Genomic DNA, 19326 nt, shown 5'->3' with positions numbered 1-19326 from the left:
TCTCGGTGCGGCGTTGGAGGGTGTGGCGGGATCGCTGGCCAGGACTCCTAGCCGGAGCCCGTCTCTCCGGAGCCCGCCTCGTCGGCGCCGGTCATGGTGTCCTCCACCTCGCCGAAGATGTCGAGGAACTCCTGCCCTTCGATCGCCGCCAGGCTGGTGCCCTGGTCGCGGAGCAGGGTGTTGATGGTTTCCTGAAGGTTGTTGTCCAAATCGTCGAACAGCCTCTGCTGGAATTCGAAGATGCCGTCGATGGACGTCGCCTGTTCCTTCACGCTCTTGATGAGGCCACCACCACCGGTCTCACTGTCCGTAGCCATCCCGCCGATGCCCAGGAACGTGTCCTGCTGAATGTTTGCTTCCGAGGTGGTGTGGACGTCCCCCAGCATGGTGTGGAGCGCATCCCCGGAGTCGCTGTCCTTACGGATTTTCTCGAGTTCACCGATGAAAGGGGCGACTTTCATGTCGAGGAAATCTTGCAGCGCATTGGCGTCGAGTGCGGTGAGATCGGGCGGGGGCATGGCGTACTCCTTTCAGCCGGTCACCGTCGTCAGGCCGACGGGCCCGACGGCGGTGACACGGGACCGCTTCAGCGGCCGATCTGGACCTCGGACCACATCTGGGCGAGCTTTCTCTCGCTGTGCTGATAGTTCTCGGAGATGTCCGTGAGCAGATTGCTGTGCGAGAGCAGTATCTGCATCATGTTTTTGGCAGCAGCGTCCCACTCCTGCTGCTTCTGCTGGTAGATGTAGCGGTCCTCACCTTCCCAGCTCTTCATGAGTTCGTTGAGCTCCATCTCCAGCGATTCCAGAGTCTCGCCGATGGCTTTCGTCTGGTACACCATGTCGTCGGCGGCGTTCGCCATGTGGTTGTATTCCACGTAGATAACGCCGTCGGTGAGGTTCTCGGGCATCAGGGCCCCTCCATGTCTCGACGCTCGGATGGGTGGAGCAGGCGCAGACCGGCTGTCGCCGGGCGCGATTGGCGTGCGTTCATGCGTGCAGCTGGTCGAATGCCGCCTGGGAACCCGTCTGGGCCTGACTGATGGCGTCCTGGTTGCCGAGCTGAGTCACGCCATGTTCTTGCCCGGTGCGGGTGAGCTCGTTGATCACAGCCTGGAGGCCATTGAGGATCACCATGCACTGGTCGTCCCACAGGCGCAGCAGGTTCCCGAACTGCGCACCGTCACCGCCCTGGTAGCCCGAGGACAGAGCTCCACCGGTTTCGAGCACGTCACCCCGAGCCCTCTCGACACCTGCCTTCGCCATTTCCAGCGCTTGGATCCCATTGCGCGTGGCCTGTGCGTTCGACATCTGGACCGGCATGAGTCCACCTCTCCATTGACGACTGGAAGCGCCGCTCATCAGCGACAGCCGCTTGGGTGGCGGGATCACGATTCCGGCCCGGTCAACATGGAGCCGAGACCACGACGGCCGGTCCACCCAGCACGTCGAGAGTAGGGAGAGACCGCGCACGCTTCTGCCCGGCCCGATCATCGGCTGCCCTTGCGGACAGCGAAACCTGGTCGAACGGGCAACGCGTCCGTCCCCCCGGCACTCACCCCCACAAGATGAAGTGCGTGAAGCATCCGGCCACGCGTCCCGCTCCACTTTGCGCAGCGACCTGTGCCCCAAATGGAGGTCCCCGCACGTGTCACGCCAGGTACTCCACGTCGACCCTTCGCAACCGGGCGTCTGCCGCACCATCGGCGAGGCGTTGAGCCGGGCGCGCAGCGGCGCCGTGATCAGCGTCGCGCCGGGCCAGTACCCGGAGAACCTGGTCGTCACCTCGCGGGTGACGATCGTCGCCGAACAGGCGCGAGGTACCGTGCACATCTGCCCGCCCGAGGGCAGTGCGGTGGTACTGAAGGCCGACGCCATGATGTTGACCGACCTGATCCTGCGCGGACGGGACGAGGACGTACCGGTGGTGGCCGCCGTACGGGGGCAACTGGCCATGGACGGCTGTGAGATCGTCGGTGCGGCCTGGACGGCCGTGCTGGCCAGGGACAACGGTGCACTGGCCCTGCGGGACTGCCGGGTGAACAACCCGCGAGGCGCCGGCGTGGTCGACACCTCCAGCCAGGCGTCTTCCGTGGAGGCCTGTGTCATCGAGCACTTGGGCACCAGCGGCGTCGTACTGGGCGGGCAGAGCCGCCTCACCGTGCGGAGTTGCAGCATCAGGGACGCCCGGGGCAACGGCGTGCTCGCGGGCGGCACGGCCCAGGGCTCGGTGGAGGACTGCGACATCTCGTCGACCGACAAGCCGGCGATCGCGTTCGAGGAGAACAGCACCACCCGGGCGCTGCGCACCGTGGTGCACGACACGCACGTTGGTGTGCAGTTGTCCAGCACAGCCCGTAACGAGCTGGAGGAGGTACGGATCACCAGCACCAGCGGCGCGGGCCTCGTGCTCTCCGGCGGCACCGATCCGTGGGTGCGGCGCTGCCGCACGGCGCGCACCAAGGGACCGGGGCTGTTGGTGACGGACCACGCCCGAGGCACCTTCGAGGACTGCTGGCTGGAGTCGGCCGAGGCCGCAGCGCTGAACGTGTCGGGCTCGGCGGCGCCGGTACTGATCGGTCTCACCGTGCGCGACAGCAACGCCGGGGCCATCTTCACCGAGGGCGCGGTCGCCGAACTGGACCGGCTGGAAGTGCTGGACGTCCGGGGCACGGCCGTCTCCGTCCGCGGCGGGGCCAACCCGCTGATACGGCGGGCGAGGATCCGTTCGTGCCGCGGTCACGGTGTGGAGGTCGTGGACTCCGGTCGCGGGCGGTGGGAGGACTGCGTGGTGGAGCGGACCGGCGAGGCAGCGGTCCGCGTCGCGGACGGCGGCAGCCTCTACATCGGGGGCGGCAAGCTGGACGAATCGCAGTCGCAGGGGCTGCTGGTGGGCAACGGCGGGACGGTGACGGTGCGGGGCTGCTCGGTCACCGGGGCGAAGGGCACCGGCGTGCACGTCGAATCGGGCGGCGACCTCACCGCGAACCGGCTGCGGGTGCACGGCGCCGGCGAACACGGCGTCCTGGTCGGCGAGGGTGCCCGCGCCTCGCTCAACTCCTGCGAGGCCGGTGCCTGTGCCGAGGACGGCTTCCGGGTGGACAGCACCGAGCCCGTCTCACTGGCCGGTTGCTCCACCCGTGAGAACGGCGGGGGTGGCCTGGTACAGGCCAGACCCGGCGACCGGCTGTCCGTCGTGGACCTGGCCAGCGGCGGCAACGGCGCCCCGGATGCCTGGGGCGAATCAGCCCTGGACGGCTTCGAACAGTGGCACCGGGACGCGGACTCCGGACCGCTCGCCGAATTGGAGGGACTGATCGGTCTGGACAACGTCAAGCACCAGGTCCGTACCCTGGTGAGCCTCGCCCAGTTGGCGCGGCGCCGTGCCGAACTGGGCATGCCCGCACCGCCGATGAGCCGCCATCTGGTGTTCGCCGGCCCGCCGGGGACCGGCAAGACGACCGTGGCCCGGCTGTACGGCTCGGTGCTGGCGGGACTCGGTGCGCTGCCCAAGGGCCATCTCGTGGAGGTCTCCCGCGCGGACCTGGTCGCCCAGGTGATCGGTGGCACTGCCATCAAGACCACCGAGGTCTTCCAACGGGCCCTGGGTGGCGTGCTCTTCATCGACGAGGCGTACTCCCTGCTGTCGGACGGCGGGCGCTCGGGTGCGGACTTCGGCCGCGAGGCGGTGGACACCCTGCTGAAACTGATGGAGGACCATCGCGAGGACGTGGTGGTCGTGGTGGCCGGCTATTCCGACCGTATGGAGGACTTTCTCGCCTCCAACCCGGGCCTGCAGTCCCGCTTCTCCCGCACGATCGAGTTCGAGAACTACAGCGTGCCGGAACTCGTCTCGATCACGCAGAGCATCTGCACCTCGCACGAGTACGAACTGGGCGAGGGTACGGGTGAGGCGCTGGCCCTGCACTTCGAGCGGATGCCCCGCGACGCGGGCTTCGGCAACGGCCGTGCGGCACGGCAGGTGTTCGAGGAGATGGTGGACCGGCAAGCCTTTCGTCTCTCCACTGCGAGGAACCCCGAGCAGAAGGAACTGACCCTGCTGCTTCCGGTCGACGTCGGAGAGCGTGAGGCGATCGAGGTCGCCGGGACCGCCGAGTCCGGCACACCGATGGAGCGGCTGAACGAGATGATCGGGCTCTCCGGGGTGAAACGCGAGGTCAGCGACCTGGTCAGTCTGCTGGCCACGGCGCGGCGGCGCGAGGCGGCCGGACTGCCCGCTCCGCGCATCAGCCACCACCTGGTGTTCACCGGGCCGCCCGGTACCGGAAAGACGACGGTGGCGCGCCTCTACGCGGAGCTGCTGGTCTCGCTCGGGGTGCTGCCCCGCGGCCAGCTGGTCGAGGTGGCCCGCGCCGATCTGGTGGGCCGGTTCATCGGTCACACCGCCCAGCTGACCCGTGAGGTTTTCGAAAGGGCCCGGGGCGGCGTGCTGTTCATCGATGAGGCGTACACCCTGGCCCCGGTGCATGCCTCCGGTTCCGACTTCGGCCGCGAGGCGGTGGACACCCTGCTGAAACTGATGGAGGACCATCGTGACGAGGTGGTGGTCATCGTCGCCGGCTATACCCGGGAGATGGACGGTTTCCTCGCGTCCAACCCCGGTCTGGCATCGCGGTTCTCGCGCCGTGTGGAGTTCGGGCACTACTCCTCCGACGAGCTGGTCACCATCGTGCGCCAGCACGCCGCGGGCGCCCACTACGACTGCGCGCCCGGCACCTCCGCAGTGCTACGGGCGTACTTCGACTCCGTGCCCAGGGACCTCGCCTTCGGCAACGCACGGCTCGCGCGCCGGGTCCTGGAGGGCATGATCACCCGCCAGGCAGGACGGCTCAATGCGCTATCGGCGCCCTCTCTGGAGGAGCTGCGCACCCTGCTTCCCGAGGACTTGGCCGGTCTGGAGGCGACGGCGGGATGACAGCGCGCGATCACGGCCGGGGCCTGCCGTCCGCGAAGCGGACCGTTGCACTCCTCAGCAGCGCCGGCGTCCGCCAGATCCTGACAGGCCCGCTCGCCCTGTCTCTCGCGTGCGCGGCAGGGGCCGTTCCGTTGGTGGCTCCGGCCGGCGCCGCTGCGGCCGAGGCAGGGGTCCGGCAGACGGACCCGCTGAAGCTGCCGGTCATGGTGTCCGAACTCGCCGACGGAGCGCCTTGCACGGCGGCTTCGTCGAAGGTCGCCGTGGCCGAGCCGCGGTACCAGGGAACGCTGGCACTCTCGCGGGCCTGGCGGTTCAGCCGGGGCGCAGGAGTGAAGGTGGCAGTGGTGGACAGCGGCGTCGCCGACGGTACCGCCCGTCTGGACGGCCGGGTGACCACGGTTTCCGGCGCCGGTGACTGCGTGGGGCACGGGTCCTTCGTGGCCTCACTGATCGCCGCCGCGCCGACGTCAGGTACGGACTTCAGTGGGGTGGCTCCAAAGGCCGGGATTCTCGCGGTGCGCGGAACCGACGCGCGCGGTGTGCCGAGCGCGGCCACGGTGGCGGCGGGGGTGCGGGCGGCCGCCGACGCGGGCGCAGAGGTGATCGTGGTCGGCCCGGCCCTGGCCGGCGGATCGCGGGCGCTGACGAAAGCGGTGCAGCACGCCATCGCCCGTGACGCTCTGGTGGTAGCCGCCGCGGCGCCCGAGGCGCAGGCTCACCAGGGTGCGAACAAGGGCCGGGGACCGGCCAGGGACTACTGGCCCGCTGCGCAGAAAGGGGTGCTGTCCGTCGTCGGGACCTCCGCAGACGGCTCCCTCCCCGACAGCACTGCCGCCCCCAGGCGGGCCGACCTGGCCGCGCCCGGCAGCGGAGTGATCGGTGTCGGCCCACGCGGCGAAGGGCATTTCATCGGCACCGGGTCCGCGCTTGCGGCCGGTTTCGTCGCGGGCGCTGCGGCGCTGGTACGCGATCGGCATCCGGATCTGTCCGCGGCGGAAACCGCGGAGCGGCTGACCATGACGGCCTATCCCGCCGACGTGCCGCAACTCGACGTCTACGCCGCGCTGACCTCTACGGGCCGCACCACCCCGGTCGCGGCGGTCCCCGATGCGGAGCCCGTGCGGCTGCCCTCCGACGCGGTCGCCGCTCAAGCCACCCGGCGGGCATCGGTGATGAGCGCGATGGGGGCAGCCGTCGTGGGGGCGGTCGTCTGGCTGGCTGTGGTGGTGCGCGCCCGTGGCCGGCGCCGTGAGGACCACTCGGGCTGAACCCGCGGGCGGGCAGAGAAGCGTCCGTTAGGCCCGCTGCCCGCGAGGGCAACCGTCCACTCCGCGCGGTGAAGATGCCCGGTCCGTACCGAAGGGTTGTTCCCGGGCGCGCCCTGGTGGCGGACCCGGTAGGCGCGGAGATGGGGCGCCGGCTGCCGGTGGGCTCACACCTCACCGGCAGCCGGGCGTGCGCTCACTTTGTTCGCATCAGGCCGGGGTCTCCTCATCCACGACGGCCGTCTGCATCAGCAGGGGTTTGCGGCGCAGGACGTACTTGGCGCGGCCGGGCGGCAGGTTCTGCGCCTTGACCTGGCCGAAGACGAATCCCTCCGAGGGCGGGCACGACAGCAGCAGCCCTGGGGTGTTGACCTCGTCGAGTCGCCGCATCAGCGGGTCGTTCAGACCACGTCCCGCACCGGTGGCCGACCGCGCCACCATCATGTTCAGACCGACCTCGTGGCCGAGCGCCAGGAACTCGAAGAGCGCCGCGAGAGGGTGGTCCACCGAGGAGACTCCGCCGACCATGTCGTAGTCGTCGGCAAGGACGAACAACCGCGGCCCCTGCCACCAGTCCGCCAGCCGCATCCGGGCGGGAGCGACCTCCTCGCCGGGGATCCGCAGTTTCAGCGCGCGGGCCGCTCCGCCCACCAGCTCGCGCAGCGTGTCCGCCGACACCGCGTGCCCCAGGCGGTACTCGCCGGGCACCGCGTCCACGAGATTGCGCCGGTAGTCGACGGCGAGGATGCGCGCCTCCTTCGGTGAGTAGCGCTCGGTGATAGCCCGGGCGAACAGCTTGAGCAGATTGGTCTTGCCGCTTTCGGTGTCCCCGATCGCCATCAGGTGCGGTGTACGGCCGAAGTCGTGCCACACCGGAGCCAGAGTCTCCTCGTCCAGTCCGATGGCCACCTTGAGGGCGGCCTGCTCGAGCTGCGGAGCCGGCAGTTCCGCCACCGGCAGCCTGGACGGCAGCGTTCGCACCGCTGGGGCTGACGGCCCCTGCCATGCGGCTGAGACCCGGGTGACCAGGTCCGCGACGCCCTCGCTGAGGTCATCGGTGGTGTGCCGTCCGTCGATACGGGGGAGCGCGGCCAGGAAATGCAGCTTGCCCTCGGACGTCAGGCCCCGTCCCCCGGTGGTGGGCACCGTCCTCGCCTTGCGCACGTCGACGCTGGAGTCCATGCCGTCGCCGAGGCGCAGTTCCAGCTTGGTCGCCGACTGGTCGCGCACCTGTGCCGACAGTTCCACCCATCGGGTGGTGGTCACGACAAGGTGCACCCCATAGTTCAGGCCCTGGGCGGCGAACCGGTTGAACACCGGTATGAACTGGTCGAAGTCCTGCCGGATGGACTGCCAGCCGTCGACGATCAGGAAGACGTCACCATGCTTCTCGTCGGCGAACTCGCCCTGGGCACGGCGCCGCCGGTAGGTGGCCATGGAGTCGATGCCGTGGTCGACGAAGAACTGTTCGCGGTGTGTGAGCACGGCGCTGACCTCGGCGACCGTACGGCTGATCCGCTCGGTGTGCAGCCGGGCGGCCACGCCGCCGGCATGGGGCAGTCCGGCCAACTGCGACAGCGTTCCACCGCCAAGGTCCAGGCAGTAGAACTGGATTTCTCGTGGTGTGTGGGTGAGAGCGAGGGCGGTGACGAGTGTGCGCACCAGGGTGGACTTGCCGCTCTGGGAACCGCCTGCGATCGCCACATGCCCACCCGCGCCGGACAGGTCCACCAGCAGGGGGTCGCGACGCTGCTCGAAGGGCTTGTCCACGATGCCGACCGGTACCCGGAGCTTGCCGGCCCCCGGCCATCCCTCGGCGGCCAGACCCCGCTGCTGGTCGGTCTTCAGCGGAGGCAGCAGGGTGTCCACCCCCTGCGGCTCGCCCAGCGGCGCCAGCCACACCTGATGGGCCGGCGGTCCTGCGTCACGCAGCCGCTCCACGGCGACGGAGAGCAGGGATTCGGCGCCCTCCTCCGGCTCCGGGGGTTCCGGATCCGGCACCGGGACAGGGTCTCTGGGCACCACCCAGCTCGAGGTCCACGGCACGATCTGGCTGGCCACCCGGGCTTGGACGGCCGCCGGGGGCCGTTGCCGATAGGCGCCGGACACATAGGCGGCACGGAACCGCAGGAGCGTCTCGGTGCCGCATTTGAGGTATCCACTGCCGGGCTGCGGCGGCAGCTGGTAAGCGTCCGGCACGCCCAGCACACCGCGGCTCTCGATGGCGGAGAAGGTACGCAGACCGATCCGGTACGACAGATGGCTCTCCAACTGGTGCATCCGGCCCTCGTCCAGCCGCTGCGAAGCCAGCAGCAGATGCACGCCGAGGGACCTTCCGAGTCGGCCGATCATCACGAACAGTTCCATGAACTCACGGTGTGTGGCGAGCAGTTCGCTGAACTCGTCGACCACGACGAAGAGGCTGGGCAGCGGCGGGATGTCGGCGCCCTGGGCGCGGGCCTTCTCGTACTCCAGTGCCGAGGTGTAGTTGCCCGCGCTGCGCAGGAGTTCCTGCCTGCGGATCAGCTCACCGTGCAGGGCGTCCTGCATACGGGAGACCAGCGCCACCTCATCGGCCAGGTTGGTGATGACCGCGGAGGTGTGCGGCAGCCCGTCCAGACCCAGGAAGGTCGCGCCACCCTTGAAGTCCACGAGAACGAAGTTCAGCGTCTCCGAGGAGTTGGTCAGCGCCAGAGCGAGCACCAGGGTGCGCAGCAGTTCGCTCTTGCCTGAGCCGGTCGCGCCGATGAGCATTCCGTGCGGACCCATGCCGCCCTCGGCGGACTCCTTGATATCGAGTTCCACCGGCTGGCCGTCGGCGCCCACCGCGACCGGCACGCGCAGGCGGGCGGCGCCCGTGGAGCGCCGCCACAAGGTCGACGGGTCGTGCTGGTGCAGGTCGGGAATGGACAGCAGGGTGCTCAACTGGACGTCCGTGGCAAGGGGCTCCGCGGTGTCGGCGCTGAGGCTCATCCGGTACGGAGCGAGCATCCGCGCCAGTGACTCGGCCATGACGGGACCGACCGCGTCCGGTCGGCCGAGGACGGTGGTCTGTTCCTTGCGGGCCTTGTCGGTGCGTACCAGAGCGACCTGGTCCGGCCGCACGTCGAGCCGCAGCGTGGTACGGCCGGGTCGCCAGACCAGGCTGCCGGAGAGGTCGACCACCACCACATTGCGGTATCCGGCGCCGTCGAGCCGGTGGTCGCCGCCGAGCGGCACCCCGTCGACCACCACTACGGTGAGGGGCTCGTCCCGGCCCGGTGGGGCCTCCGGGTCGAAGACCGGACGTTCGAAGGCATCAGCGCCCAGCAGATCGTCCAGGTCACCGAAGGCGGAGACCATCATCCGGACGTGCCCCGCACCGTCCTGTTCGTGCGGATGCAGGTGGTGCGGCAGCCACTTGGCCCACTCCCACTCCGAGCGCCGCTCGTCCGACACGCACAGGGCGATCCACAGCTCTTCCGGTGGATGGAACACCGCCAGCTGGCACAGAGCGGCACGGATCATGGCGCGGCCCGCAGCCTCGTCGCCACGCAGCAGGACCCTCGACCAGGAACGCAGATACAGCGCGATCGGTTGGTCGGGCACCGTCGTGTAGGCCCGGACGAAGCGTCGCAGCGCGTGGGCACTCAGTGGTTCCAGATCCTCCACCGGCTTCGTGGCCAGCGGGACCAGCCGCAGCGCGAGTTGCTGGTCGCCGACCGCTATCCGGGCCTCGCCGAAGTCCTCGTCGGCGGGGCGGCGCTCCCACAGCCGGGTGGTGCGGACCATGCTGCGCAGCGCGGCCGACTCCGGGTGACGCCAGGCCAGCGCGAGTTGCTGCTCCATGACGGCGGATCGGGCCCGCTGGCGAATCTGGGTCAGATAACGCAGGTAGTCGCGGCGCTCACCACGTAGTCGCTGTTTGCGCTCGCCGCTGCGCCGCATCCACTGGCCCACCAGCATGGCGCCGGAGGCCAGGACCATCACGCCGATCGCCAGGTAGCTGAAGACTTGGTTGCCGCCTCCGGGGCGCATGAACATCAGCATCATCGACACCGACATCATCGCCATCGGCAGATAGGTCCACACCGCGGAGGTATCCGGTACGACTTCGGGCAGAGTCGGCGGCTCCTGCAGACTCAGCTCGCCGTCCGGCATCTCGGGACCCCGACGACGAGCCGGACGTCGGAAGAGAACCACGCTCAACGCATTTTCTCCTTGTCACAATCGCGGAAAGGCACCGCCATGGTGGGGAAGCCCCCGGAACGGGCACGGGTCTAAGTCCTCCATGCATTCCAACGCCCAGAGGTGGAGGGCCGGGCACGCTCCCACCATCCGGACCGTGGTCTGCCCCGGCGGACAGCGAACTCTGGCCGAACGGGCAACGCCGCCGCGGCCTCCCGTACTTGTCAGCACGGGTTGAATAGCGTGATGGGCAGCCGAGGTTGGTGCGCTCGGGCATCCCTCGGTAGGTGCCGCATCCGGCGGCCAGGCCCCCGTCCGGCCGCCGGATGCGGATCCGGGGGATTTCGCGGGGCCGGCAGGGCTGAGGAACGCGACGCTGCCGCCGGCTGTCTCAGCATTCCGGGGCAGCTGACGTCCTGTGCGCATGGCGGCGTGCGAGCCGGCGCCCAACGTGCCGGTTGTCAGGCACAACGATCTCGACCGGGCCTACGTCGGTCAGGACGGTCTTGCCGCGTTTACCGTTGCCGGAGTTGCCGTCGTTCTTGCCGGCCGGTTCGTGTTGTCATAGCCGAGGTGATCGGTGATCTCGCCCTCGAGGGCGGACTCCAGCAAGTTGCAGGCCCTCAGTGGGCCCGGCCCACCAGGTCTTCGATCAGCTGGCCGTCGACGGGCTTGGCCGACGCCGACGCAACCGACTCGGCTGTCTCCGGCTCGTTCACGTTGTCACTGGTCATCGATGCCTCTTCCATGATGGGGCGTTACATCGAACGATTTACAGTGGCAGCCAATCGTTTGACAGCCCCTGGCTATGCGCCGTGAGCATGGCTTCTGGCGGGACCGCTCGGCTTGTCGAGCTCACGCAACCTCGCGTGGAGGAGTTCGGCGTCGGAATGCCTGAGCTTTTCCAGGATGTGAAGACCGTTGGTCCACGCGGTGCGCGCCGCGTCCACCTGGCCGAGACTCAGCCAGGTGTCGCCCAGGTGCATGAGGGTCGTGGCTTCTGTCCAGGGAATGCCGCCCACCCTTCGGATGAGTTCCAGGGCGTGCTCGAAGCAGTCGGCAGCCTCGGCGTACTGACCTAGGTGGTGCTGGGCGTAGCCGATGCTGTCGAGCATGTAGACCGCGCTGTAGTCGTCACCTTGTTCCTGGGCGAAGGCCAGTGCGGTCTGGCAGTGGTGGATTGCCTCCTCGTAGCGGCCCAGCAAAGCGCTGTGCCAGCCGACCCCGGTACGCGCCCAGGCTCGCAGCCTGTCATTGTCCGGGGTGTCGGGAAGTAGTTGCAGGCACAGCTTGGAGTGGTGCAGGGCTGCTTCGAGATCACCTTGTTGCTCCAGTGCGACGCTGAGCTGACGGTGGGTCTCGGCGAGGGCGGTCTTCTCCCCGGCTCTGCCGAACAGCTCAATGGCCCGCTCGAGGCGCGTCCGCGAATACTTGGTCTCCCCGGCATATTTTTCGGCCTGCGCGAGACCGCGCAGGACGTGGGCCTCGGCGGTTGGGTCGGCGAGCCGTCGGGCCGCTGCCATTGCCATGAGGAGGGCGCTCTCAAGTTCACGCCATTGGCCGTGCCTGCCGAGGTAGTGCTCGATGGCCCAGGCGAGTTGCCAGGTGTGTTGGTCGAACCTGGTGGCTTCGGCCTGATGTACGACCGCGAGCAGTACCGGTTGTTCGGCGGCGAACCAGGCCGAGGCTCGCTGTTCGGAGCCGGTGAACTCCTCGGGGCGCACTTCCGGGGACAGTGGGGTGAGCGCGATCCGGTGCCTGATGAAGAACGCTGGCTCCCCCGCCGCGACCGCACTGTACAGATAATGGTCGTATATCCGGCGACGGGTCGCCCGCAGTGCCTCCGGATCGTCGACGGTCCCGGCCAGCTCGCCGGCGTAGGCGCGCAGCAGGTCGTGGGAGGCGAAGCGGCCCGGGGTGCGCTCGTCCACCAGGTGTGCCTGAGTCAGCTCGGCAAGCAGCCGCCGTACTTGCGGGACGGGGAGCCCGGCCAGGCTTGCGGCGGCGCGGAGGGAGATGTCGGGCCCGGGATGCACCGCAAGCAGGCGGAACAGCCGGGCGGCGTCCGGGGTCAGCGCGTGGTACGACCAGGAGAAGACGGCCCGTACGTCGACGGCGGCGTCCAAGTCGCTGAAGGCGTCCAGTCTGCCCCGGCTGTCGCACAGTTCGTCGGCCACGGCCGCGAGGGGAAAGGCGGGCTGGACGGCGGCACGGGCCGCTGTGACCGCCAGTGCCAGCGGCAGCCGGGCGCACAGCTCGATGATCTCGTCCACCGCCTCCGGCTCCGCCGCGACGCGCCGGTGCCCCAAGCGGCGGGCGAGCAGGTCACGGGCCTCGGCCGGGGAGAGCACGTCGAGGTGGAGAGGCAACGCACCGTCCTTGGCGATCAGCCCGGCCAGCCGGTTCCGGCTGGTGACGACAACCAGTGAGCCGGGCGCCCCGGGTAGCAGCGGTCGCACCTGTTCGGCGTCGCGGGCGTTGTCCAGCAGCAGCAGGATCCGCCGGTCAGCGATCAGGGTGCGATAGTGGGCCGCCAGCACGGACGGGTCCTGCGGAAGGCTCTGCGACGGGACACCGAGCGCCTCGAGGACCGTGCGCAGCGCACGTTCTGGCGGGACCGGGACTCCGTCGGGATCGAAGCCGCGCAGATCGAGACAGATCTGACCGTCGGGAAAGAGGTCGGCGATCTGCCGCGCCCAGTGGACCGCGAAGGCCGTCTTCCCGACGCCGGCCATGCCCGCGATGGCGCTGATCACTACCGTGCCACCCGGGACCAGGCGGGTCGCCTCAGCCAACTGGGTCTCCCGGCCGACAAACACGGCCAGGTCCGCGGGCAGCTGTGCCGGGACGGCAACCTTACCCTTAGGAGGGAGGAGGGACACGGCAGCGGGCTCGGCCGGGGCGGCAGGGCCCACAAGTCCCGGGTCGGCTCGCAGCACCCGCTCGTACGTGGCCTGGAGCTCCGGGCCCGGGTCGACGCCGAGTTCGTCCGCGAGCAGTGCCTGCGCCTCCCGGTAGGTGTCGAGAGCCGCTGCCTGCCTGCCGGACCGGTACAGGGCGAGCATCAGCAAATTCCGGAACCGCTCGTCCAGGGGGTGATCGGTGACCTGATCCGTCAGCTCCCCGGTGATCTCCGCGTGGGCACCCAGCTCCAGTTCGGCCGTCAGACGCGCCGCCATCGCGGAGAGATGCAATTCACTGAGCCGCTGTCGCTGGATCTCGGCGTACTCGCCCCGGAGGCCGGCCAGCGCCGGTCCCCGCCAGAGCGTGAGCGCATCACGGAGGTGCCCCGCCATGTCCTTGACGTTCCCGGCTCTGCGGGCTTGCTCAGCCTGCGCGAGAAAGCGCCGGAAGGCTCCCAGGTCCAGTTCGTCCGGCGTCGTGTGCACACGGTAGCCGTCGCCGACGGACTGAATCACCGACGACGCCTTGTCGACACCCGGCTCCAGCAACTGCCGCAGCCGGTGGACGTAGGTGCGCAGCGTGGACACCGCAGAGGCGGGTACGGCGCTCCCCCATACGGCGTCGACCAGTGCGCCGACGGACACCTGGGCGCCCTCTGCCAGCAGCAACGCGGCAAGCGTCACCCGCTGCTGCGGCGGGCCGAGCTCGATCTCTTCCGTGCCACGCCACGCGCTGACCGGTCCCAGTACCGCGAACCGCACCTGATCAACGCCCTTCCCTGCCTGCCTTCGAGTCGGCACCTGTGCACCGCGCGTATCACGCGTGGACTTTTGTGCCGGGACTGCTGTTCGAATCCTTTCGGGTCAACCTGGAATCTTGGGGCAGCATAGGACCTGGGCCTTGACGTGTCGATGCTCGGGGCTTGCTGAAGCCGGGAGGTGCCCGCACAGTCCCACAGCTGCAGTCGAGCTCCATTGCCAGTGGCCGAGTCAGTGACGTCGACACACTTCCCGATCTGGGTGTTGACCAGATTGTGCGTGCTGTTCAGGGCAAACCCCTGTGCCCATCCGCCGTTGCACCGGGCCGGCTGAATCATGGCGCCGTTCGCAGTCGAGGAAGGGCGAGCCTGCGCCCGCTCTTGCCGGAGAGTGCCAGGACCGAGACGGCGGCCAGCGCGAAGGCCACCAGTGCGCAGGCGGCGACCACGGGCCCGGAGATCCAGGCGGCCCGGCCGCGCCGGTTTCTGCCCGGCAGGATCTGGATTGCTGCCCTCGCCTACGGCGGCCGTTGCGGACGCGTCCTCCTCTGAACTGCGGCTCCAGCGTGCGGCCACGGGAAGTCGGCGGTGCATCGACAAGGCGATTTTGGCGTACGGCACCTTTCTCTGTCGTGTGCAGGCCGTCCGCCAGCAGCCGCAGCACCTCCACTTCGCGGACCTCCAGTCCGGACGGCGTCAGCCCCATCGGCCCCAGCACGTCGCTGTGGACCGGGCCGATGTGGGGTGGTGGCCGGGGTCACGGCCCGTCGCGGAACGTTGCTGAGGCGAGACGCCATGTCAGCGGTGCGCGGTCCGCCTCGTGCTCTACTACGGCCCGCTGTCGGCCGTGGTTCACCGACCGCTCCGCCCGTCACGAACTGACTGGCTATCAGAAAGCAACGGCGCGTCCATCGAGGGCCAGAAGCATGCGAGACGTCCTCGGTCGTTCCGACGCGGCGATTCATCAGGGGACGTTCCCAGCTGTCATCCGTACGCCGACCCGCCGCCGTTCCAGCAGTCGGCGTGGCCTGAAAGGCTCGGTCGAACCACCATGTACGTCACGTCGTCTTCAATCGCTCTGACGGAAGACGGGACATTGCCCGCGGTCGCCTCGTTGTCCGGCAGCGTTGCACAGCACGTTGCAGGCTCCGAGAAGGTGGTCCCCGACAGAGGCCAGGACTTCCTGCGGGCGATCAGTACGGCGGAAGCCGACCTGCTGCGCTTCGCCAAGACACTCACCCTGGGTGACGCCCACAGCGCTGAAGACCTCGTTCAGGAGGCGCTGTTACGAGCCTGGCGCCACGCGGATCGGCTCATCTCCACCCAGGGACTCGCGCGTCCCTGGCTCTTCACCGTGGTGCGGCGGCTGGCCATCGACCGTGTCCGGGCCTCTCGCGCGCGTCCGGTCGAGCTGTGCACTTCGGAGGTGGACGTAGACATGGTGCCCGACGCAGGCGAGCGCATGCTCACCTCGCATGTGCTGAAGAAGGCGATGGCGGATCTGACCCCGCCCCACCGCGAGGTACTTGTTCACCGGTACTACCTCGATCGCAGTGTTGAGGACACTGCGGCCGCATTGAATCTCCCGATCGGCACGGTGAAGTCCCGCACCAGCCATGCGTTGCGGGCACTGCGCCAAGGCTTGATGCCCCAGGGAATCCACGCGACGTGAACTCCGGACGACCGCTGAAGGGGGTGATCTTCAGCTTGGCCGCGCCCTCGACGTCGAAGGTGCCGGCGGCGAGGTGTTCGGCGAAGCGGATCCCGGCGGGCAAGAGACGGGTGATCTGTTCGTTGGAGGCGATCGTGGCGGAGCGGGTTCCTCGTCGGTGGTGGTCAGGCGGTCGTGGGACGGAGGCGGACGGGCAGGGCCTGGCGTCCGGGAACCAGTCGAAGAGGGCCCTGAGGACGGTGGCGACTTCCGTGCCTTCGACCTCACCCCTCAGGAGTGTTCCGCGACGGACCGTGGCCCCGGCTGCCACGGCGATGCGTCCCAGGAAGGACGTTTGAGGGTGATCTCGATCGCGATCCTCGCCAGTGACCCGGTCACGGGGGAGGGAGCTGCCTCCTGCCTGAGCAGGCAGCGGGAACTGACAGTGCTGCCCCCGCAGGAGCACGAGCGGGCGGACGTGATTCTGATGCTGACGGTGGACGTCACCGACGAGACGATGCTGCTCATGGAAGCGGCGTCCGCCCGCTCGGTCAATCCCGGCGTGGGAATCGTGCTGGTCACCGGACGTGTGCGCGAGGGCCAAGTGGTGCGAGCGGTTCAGTTCGGCCTGCGCAGCGTGATATGGCGTCAGGATGCCGGGTTCGACAGGATCGCCAAGGCCGTCCGAGGTGTCGCCGACGGATGCGGCGTGCTGCCCGCCTCGGTCCAGGGCTGGCTCATCAACCACATCTGCACCGTCCACAGCGACGTGCTGGGGCCGATGGGGCTGACGCCGTCGGGACTGGAGGTCCGCGAAGTGGAGGTGCTGCGGCTGCTGGCGGACGGCCTGGACACGACAGAGATCGCCCAGAAGCTGAGCTATTCCGAGCGGACCATCAAGAACATCATCAGCGGCATGACCAACCGCCTCGGACTGCGTAACCGCGCCCACGCGGTCGCCTTCGCATTGCGCTCCGGGACCCTGTGACTCAGCTGAGCGAACTGGAGGCGGAGTTTGCGCGGGCCGGCCACCTATCCACCTCTCCCACGGTGCTGGGCACTGCGGCCAAGCCCGGAGAGTAGGGGACCGCAAGTGGCAGCCATCGACCGAGAACCGGGCCTCTGAATAGGTCGTAGTGCAAAACGTACCCCCCGTAAGCCGTACAGGAGATTCGCATGTCCAGTCACCTTGAAGTCCTTGTGGTCGGAGCCGGCATCGCCGGCCTTGCGACCGCCACCGCGCTTCACCGCGAGGGAATGTCCGTCGACGTCATCGAGCGTTCTCCTGAGAGCCGAGCCATGGGGGCCGGGCTCTTCCTGCCCGGGAACAGCGTCCGCGCGTTGACCGCGCTGGGGCTGGGGAAACACCTCAGCGTGCAGGGAGCGCCTGTGCCCGGCCAGCGGCTGATGGACCACCGGGGCAGGGTGCTGGCCGACATCGACATGGCCGAACTGTGGAGAGGCACCGCCGGTTGCGTCGGCATCACCCGAGGCGACCTCCATGCGGCCCTGCAGGACATCGCGCCGGTGCCTGTCCGCCACGAGGTCACCGTGGTCTCGCTCAAGCAGTCCGACGACGGTGTGCACGTGGAGTTCAGCGACGGCGGGAGCGGCCGGTACGACGTGGTCGTGGGAGCGGACGGCATACGCTCTGGTCTGCGAGAGTCAGTCGATCCAGCGGCCGGTACCCGCTACCTGGGGCAGGTCTGCTGGCGCTTTCTGACCGACGCCCCCGACATCGACCGGTGGACCGTATGGCTGGGGCCGGGGACGGCTTTCCTGGCCTACCCCGTCGGCGGGGGCCAGGTGTGCTGCTACGCCGACGTCGCGGCCGCCTCACCCGAGGACCCGACCACCGCCGCCGGTCTTCTCGGGCTCTACTCCGGCTATGGCCAGCGCGTACGGGACCTGCTGGCCTCACCCGCCGCCCGTGAGGCGTACTTCTCACCGGTGGAGGAGGTCAGCGGCGAGACATGGGTGCGCGGACGCGTCGTGCTCGTCGGGGACGCCGCGCACGCCAGCTCGCCCAACATGGCCCAGGGCGTCGCCATGGCCGTCGAGGACGCTCAGGTCCTCGCCGAGGTGCTGGCCACCAGGGGCGACACCGAACACCTCCTCCAGCAGTACGTCCAGCGCAGGCTCTCCCGCACCCGGTGGGTCCAGCGGCAGACCCACCGGCGCGACCGGTCCAGGTCCATGCCGCCCGCCGTGCGCAACCTCGCGTTCCGCTACGGCGCCAAGGCCTTGTGGGAGCGCGGCTACGCCCCGCTGCGCGACCTGCCCTGACGCCGCCTGTACGCACCCCAGGAGTGGCCACGGCCGGACCCCGGCTCCCGGAAGGCGACGGCTACCTCTCCGCACTCATCGACTTCCGCTTCCTGGCCGGCGCAACATGGACGACGGCCGAGGCTGTCGCGGCACCGCGCGGACGCTGACAACCGAATCGAGCGGCCGAAGGAGGCACGGTGGGGAGCCATGGCCGGAGAGCGTAGTCCCGGCATCGGCCGCCCGCCCGCCGCTGTCCCACTCAGCGAGGCACGTGCCCACCCTCAAGTCGCCAGGACTGTCCGCGTCCTGGGCGTCGGTCCGTACCCGCCTCCTTGCGGATCTCTGCCGCGCTCTGGCCGAACTCCGCGCGCAGGGAGCGGCTGAGGTGCGTGGCGTCCAGGAGGCCCCAGCCCGCGGCGATAACGGACACCGTGCGGTCGGCGAGGGCTGGATCGGTCAGGTCGCGGCGGATCCGCTCGAGCCGACGGCTGCGGATCCAGGAGGCCAGCGTCACGCCACGCTGCTGGACGACCTTGTGCAGGTAGCGCACCGAGACGTGGTGGGCGCGTGCCACCGACTCCGGGGAGAGGCAGGGATCGGACAGGTGGCCGAGGCAGTGGGAAAGGATGCGCTCGGCGAGGTGATCGGTGGGGCAGACGGCAACCGGCTGCTCCGCCAGGGCCGACAGCACCAGGGAGACCAGCGCCTCGGCCAGGTGCGCACCTCCGCTGCCGGTGCATGCGTCCAGATCCCTTGCTGCGTCCCGCATCAGCGTGGCCGTCAGCCGTCCGCCGCCGCTGCCGGTCGGCACCGCCGACGCCGTACGAGCAGCCAGCGATTTGGTGTGCGGGCCCAGCAAGGTGCGCGGGATACCGAGCACGACGATGTCGAACGGGTCCCAGAAGCGCAGTTCGTACGGCCGCGTGGTCTCGTAGACGACAAGGTCGCCCGGGCCCGGCAGGCACTGTCGATCGTCCTGCTCGACGCCTGCGCGCCCCCGGCCGTACAGCGCGACCTTCACGAGCTCCCGGTCGCCCGAACGGATCAGGGAGCGGGTGCGCAGCACCGTGCACGGACCTCCGGTGATTCTGGTGACCAGCACCTGGCCCGGCTTCGCACTCCGCAGAGTGCCGGCCGGGCTGGTGCCGTCGGTGGTCTTGTGGGGGCGGATGCGCAGCGGGGCGAACGAGTCGGAGGCGACCTGCTCGAATCGCTCGGACTGTTCAGGGACGTTGGGGACGGTGCTCATGGGCGGCCTCCTTCGGCTCAGAACGCGCCGGCGATCGGAAGGCGAAAACACGGAATGGCAGACTCTGAGGGACAGGTCCCGGGCGGGGGCATCAGAGCGGTGAGTGCCGGATCCGTCCGCGACCACCAAG

General features: G+C 69.3%; 13 protein-coding genes and 1 pseudogene. 6 read left to right on the top strand and 8 right to left on the bottom strand.

Annotated features, from left to right (window positions below):
* Nucleotides 1-47 precede the first annotated feature (47 nt).
* The 3 genes from IE198_RS06950 to IE198_RS06940 form a co-directional block, all read right to left on the bottom strand.
* Nucleotides 48-518, bottom strand: a complete 471-nt coding sequence (locus IE198_RS06950) for a type VII secretion system-associated protein (protein WP_189883831.1) — start codon at nucleotides 516-518, stop codon at nucleotides 48-50.
* 68 nt (nucleotides 519-586) lie between these two features.
* Nucleotides 587-910: a WXG100 family type VII secretion target gene (locus IE198_RS06945; RefSeq protein WP_189883830.1), complete on the bottom strand. Its 324-nt coding sequence runs from the start codon at nucleotides 908-910 to the stop codon at nucleotides 587-589.
* 79 nt (nucleotides 911-989) lie between these two features.
* On the bottom strand, nucleotides 990-1322 hold the full coding sequence (locus IE198_RS06940; RefSeq protein ID WP_189883828.1) for a hypothetical protein: 333 nt from the start codon (nucleotides 1320-1322) through the stop codon (nucleotides 990-992).
* 325 nt (nucleotides 1323-1647) lie between these two features.
* Here IE198_RS06940 and IE198_RS06935 point away from each other — a divergent pair, with 325 nt between their 5' ends.
* Nucleotides 1648-4935, top strand: coding sequence for a right-handed parallel beta-helix repeat-containing protein (locus IE198_RS06935; RefSeq protein ID WP_189883826.1), 3288 nt, complete (start codon nucleotides 1648-1650; stop codon nucleotides 4933-4935).
* On the top strand, nucleotides 4932-6203 hold the full coding sequence (locus IE198_RS06930; RefSeq protein WP_189883824.1) for a S8 family serine peptidase: 1272 nt from the start codon (nucleotides 4932-4934) through the stop codon (nucleotides 6201-6203). The genes IE198_RS06935 and IE198_RS06930 overlap by 4 nt, the downstream gene beginning before the upstream one ends.
* 207 nt (nucleotides 6204-6410) lie before the next feature.
* Here IE198_RS06930 and eccCa read toward each other — a convergent pair whose 3' ends face one another.
* From eccCa to IE198_RS36060, 4 genes and pseudogenes are all read right to left on the bottom strand, one after another.
* Nucleotides 6411-10340 carry a type VII secretion protein EccCa gene (gene eccCa / locus IE198_RS06925; protein WP_189884385.1) on the bottom strand — a complete coding sequence of 1310 codons (3930 nt, stop codon included), beginning with the start codon at nucleotides 10338-10340 and terminating at the stop codon, nucleotides 6411-6413.
* A gap of 481 nt (nucleotides 10341-10821) precedes the next feature.
* Nucleotides 10822-10979: pseudogene (locus tag IE198_RS36905) on the bottom strand (transposase); the annotation flags it as partial.
* Nucleotides 10980-11173: 194 nt separating this feature from the next.
* Nucleotides 11174-14032, bottom strand: a complete 2859-nt coding sequence (locus tag IE198_RS06915) for an AfsR/SARP family transcriptional regulator (protein ID WP_189884415.1) — start codon at nucleotides 14030-14032, stop codon at nucleotides 11174-11176.
* The gene (locus IE198_RS36060) at nucleotides 13951-14622 is read right to left on the bottom strand and encodes a ricin-type beta-trefoil lectin domain protein (RefSeq protein ID WP_189884383.1); all 672 of its coding nucleotides are present in this window, start codon (nucleotides 14620-14622) and stop codon (nucleotides 13951-13953) included. Before IE198_RS36060 ends, IE198_RS06915 begins: the two co-directional genes overlap by 82 nt.
* A gap of 457 nt (nucleotides 14623-15079) precedes the next feature.
* Here IE198_RS36060 and IE198_RS06905 point away from each other — a divergent pair, with 457 nt between their 5' ends.
* The 4 genes from IE198_RS06905 to IE198_RS36055 all read left to right on the top strand — a co-directional run bounded on the left by IE198_RS06905 (nucleotide 15080) and on the right by IE198_RS36055 (nucleotide 18114).
* Nucleotides 15080-15700, top strand: a complete 621-nt coding sequence (locus tag IE198_RS06905; protein WP_189883822.1) for a sigma-70 family RNA polymerase sigma factor — start codon at nucleotides 15080-15082, stop codon at nucleotides 15698-15700.
* A gap of 340 nt (nucleotides 15701-16040) precedes the next feature.
* On the top strand, nucleotides 16041-16667 hold the full coding sequence (locus IE198_RS06900; protein ID WP_189883820.1) for a helix-turn-helix transcriptional regulator: 627 nt from the start codon (nucleotides 16041-16043) through the stop codon (nucleotides 16665-16667).
* Nucleotides 16668-16855: 188 nt separating this feature from the next.
* A complete protein-coding gene (locus IE198_RS06895; RefSeq protein ID WP_189883818.1) occupies nucleotides 16856-17965 on the top strand; it encodes an FAD-dependent oxidoreductase in 1110 nt (369 codons plus the stop codon).
* Nucleotides 17966-17988: 23 nt separating this feature from the next.
* Entirely contained in the window at nucleotides 17989-18114 is a 126-nt protein-coding gene (locus tag IE198_RS36055) for a hypothetical protein (RefSeq protein ID WP_268246462.1), read from the top strand.
* 92 nt (nucleotides 18115-18206) lie between these two features.
* On the opposite strand, the gene IE198_RS06885 is transcribed toward IE198_RS36055, so the two are convergent.
* Complete coding sequence (locus IE198_RS06885) at nucleotides 18207-19196, bottom strand: AraC-like ligand-binding domain-containing protein (RefSeq protein WP_189883816.1); 990 nt, start codon at nucleotides 19194-19196, stop codon at nucleotides 18207-18209.
* Nucleotides 19197-19326 lie beyond the last annotated feature (130 nt).

The sequence above is a fragment of the Streptomyces xantholiticus genome (assembly GCF_014651015.1).
Classification (GTDB): domain Bacteria; phylum Actinomycetota; class Actinomycetes; order Streptomycetales; family Streptomycetaceae; genus Streptomyces; species Streptomyces xantholiticus.
The sequence above is the reverse complement of the archived record's forward strand: the minus strand, read 5'-3'. Positions and strand labels throughout refer to the sequence as shown.

Bases quoted from the DNA above. Each gene is read 5' to 3' on its own strand.
- IE198_RS06950 (WP_189883831.1), bottom strand. From the start codon at position 518: ATGCCCCCGCCCGATCTCACCGCACTCGACGCCAATGCGCTGCAAGAT.
- IE198_RS06945 (WP_189883830.1), bottom strand. From the start codon at position 910: ATGCCCGAGAACCTCACCGACGGCGTTATCTACGTGGAATACAACCAC.
- IE198_RS06940 (WP_189883828.1), bottom strand. From the start codon at position 1,322: ATGCCGGTCCAGATGTCGAACGCACAGGCCACGCGCAATGGGATCCAA.
- IE198_RS06930 (WP_189883824.1), top strand. From the start codon at position 4,932: ATGACAGCGCGCGATCACGGCCGGGGCCTGCCGTCCGCGAAGCGGACC.
- eccCa (WP_189884385.1), bottom strand. From the start codon at position 10,340: ATGCCGGACGGCGAGCTGAGTCTGCAGGAGCCGCCGACTCTGCCCGAA.
- IE198_RS36060 (WP_189884383.1), bottom strand. From the start codon at position 14,622: ATGCACCGCCGACTTCCCGTGGCCGCACGCTGGAGCCGCAGTTCAGAG.
- IE198_RS06905 (WP_189883822.1), top strand. From the start codon at position 15,080: ATGTACGTCACGTCGTCTTCAATCGCTCTGACGGAAGACGGGACATTG.
- IE198_RS06895 (WP_189883818.1), top strand. From the start codon at position 16,856: ATGTCCAGTCACCTTGAAGTCCTTGTGGTCGGAGCCGGCATCGCCGGC.
- IE198_RS06885 (WP_189883816.1), bottom strand. From the start codon at position 19,196: ATGAGCACCGTCCCCAACGTCCCTGAACAGTCCGAGCGATTCGAGCAG.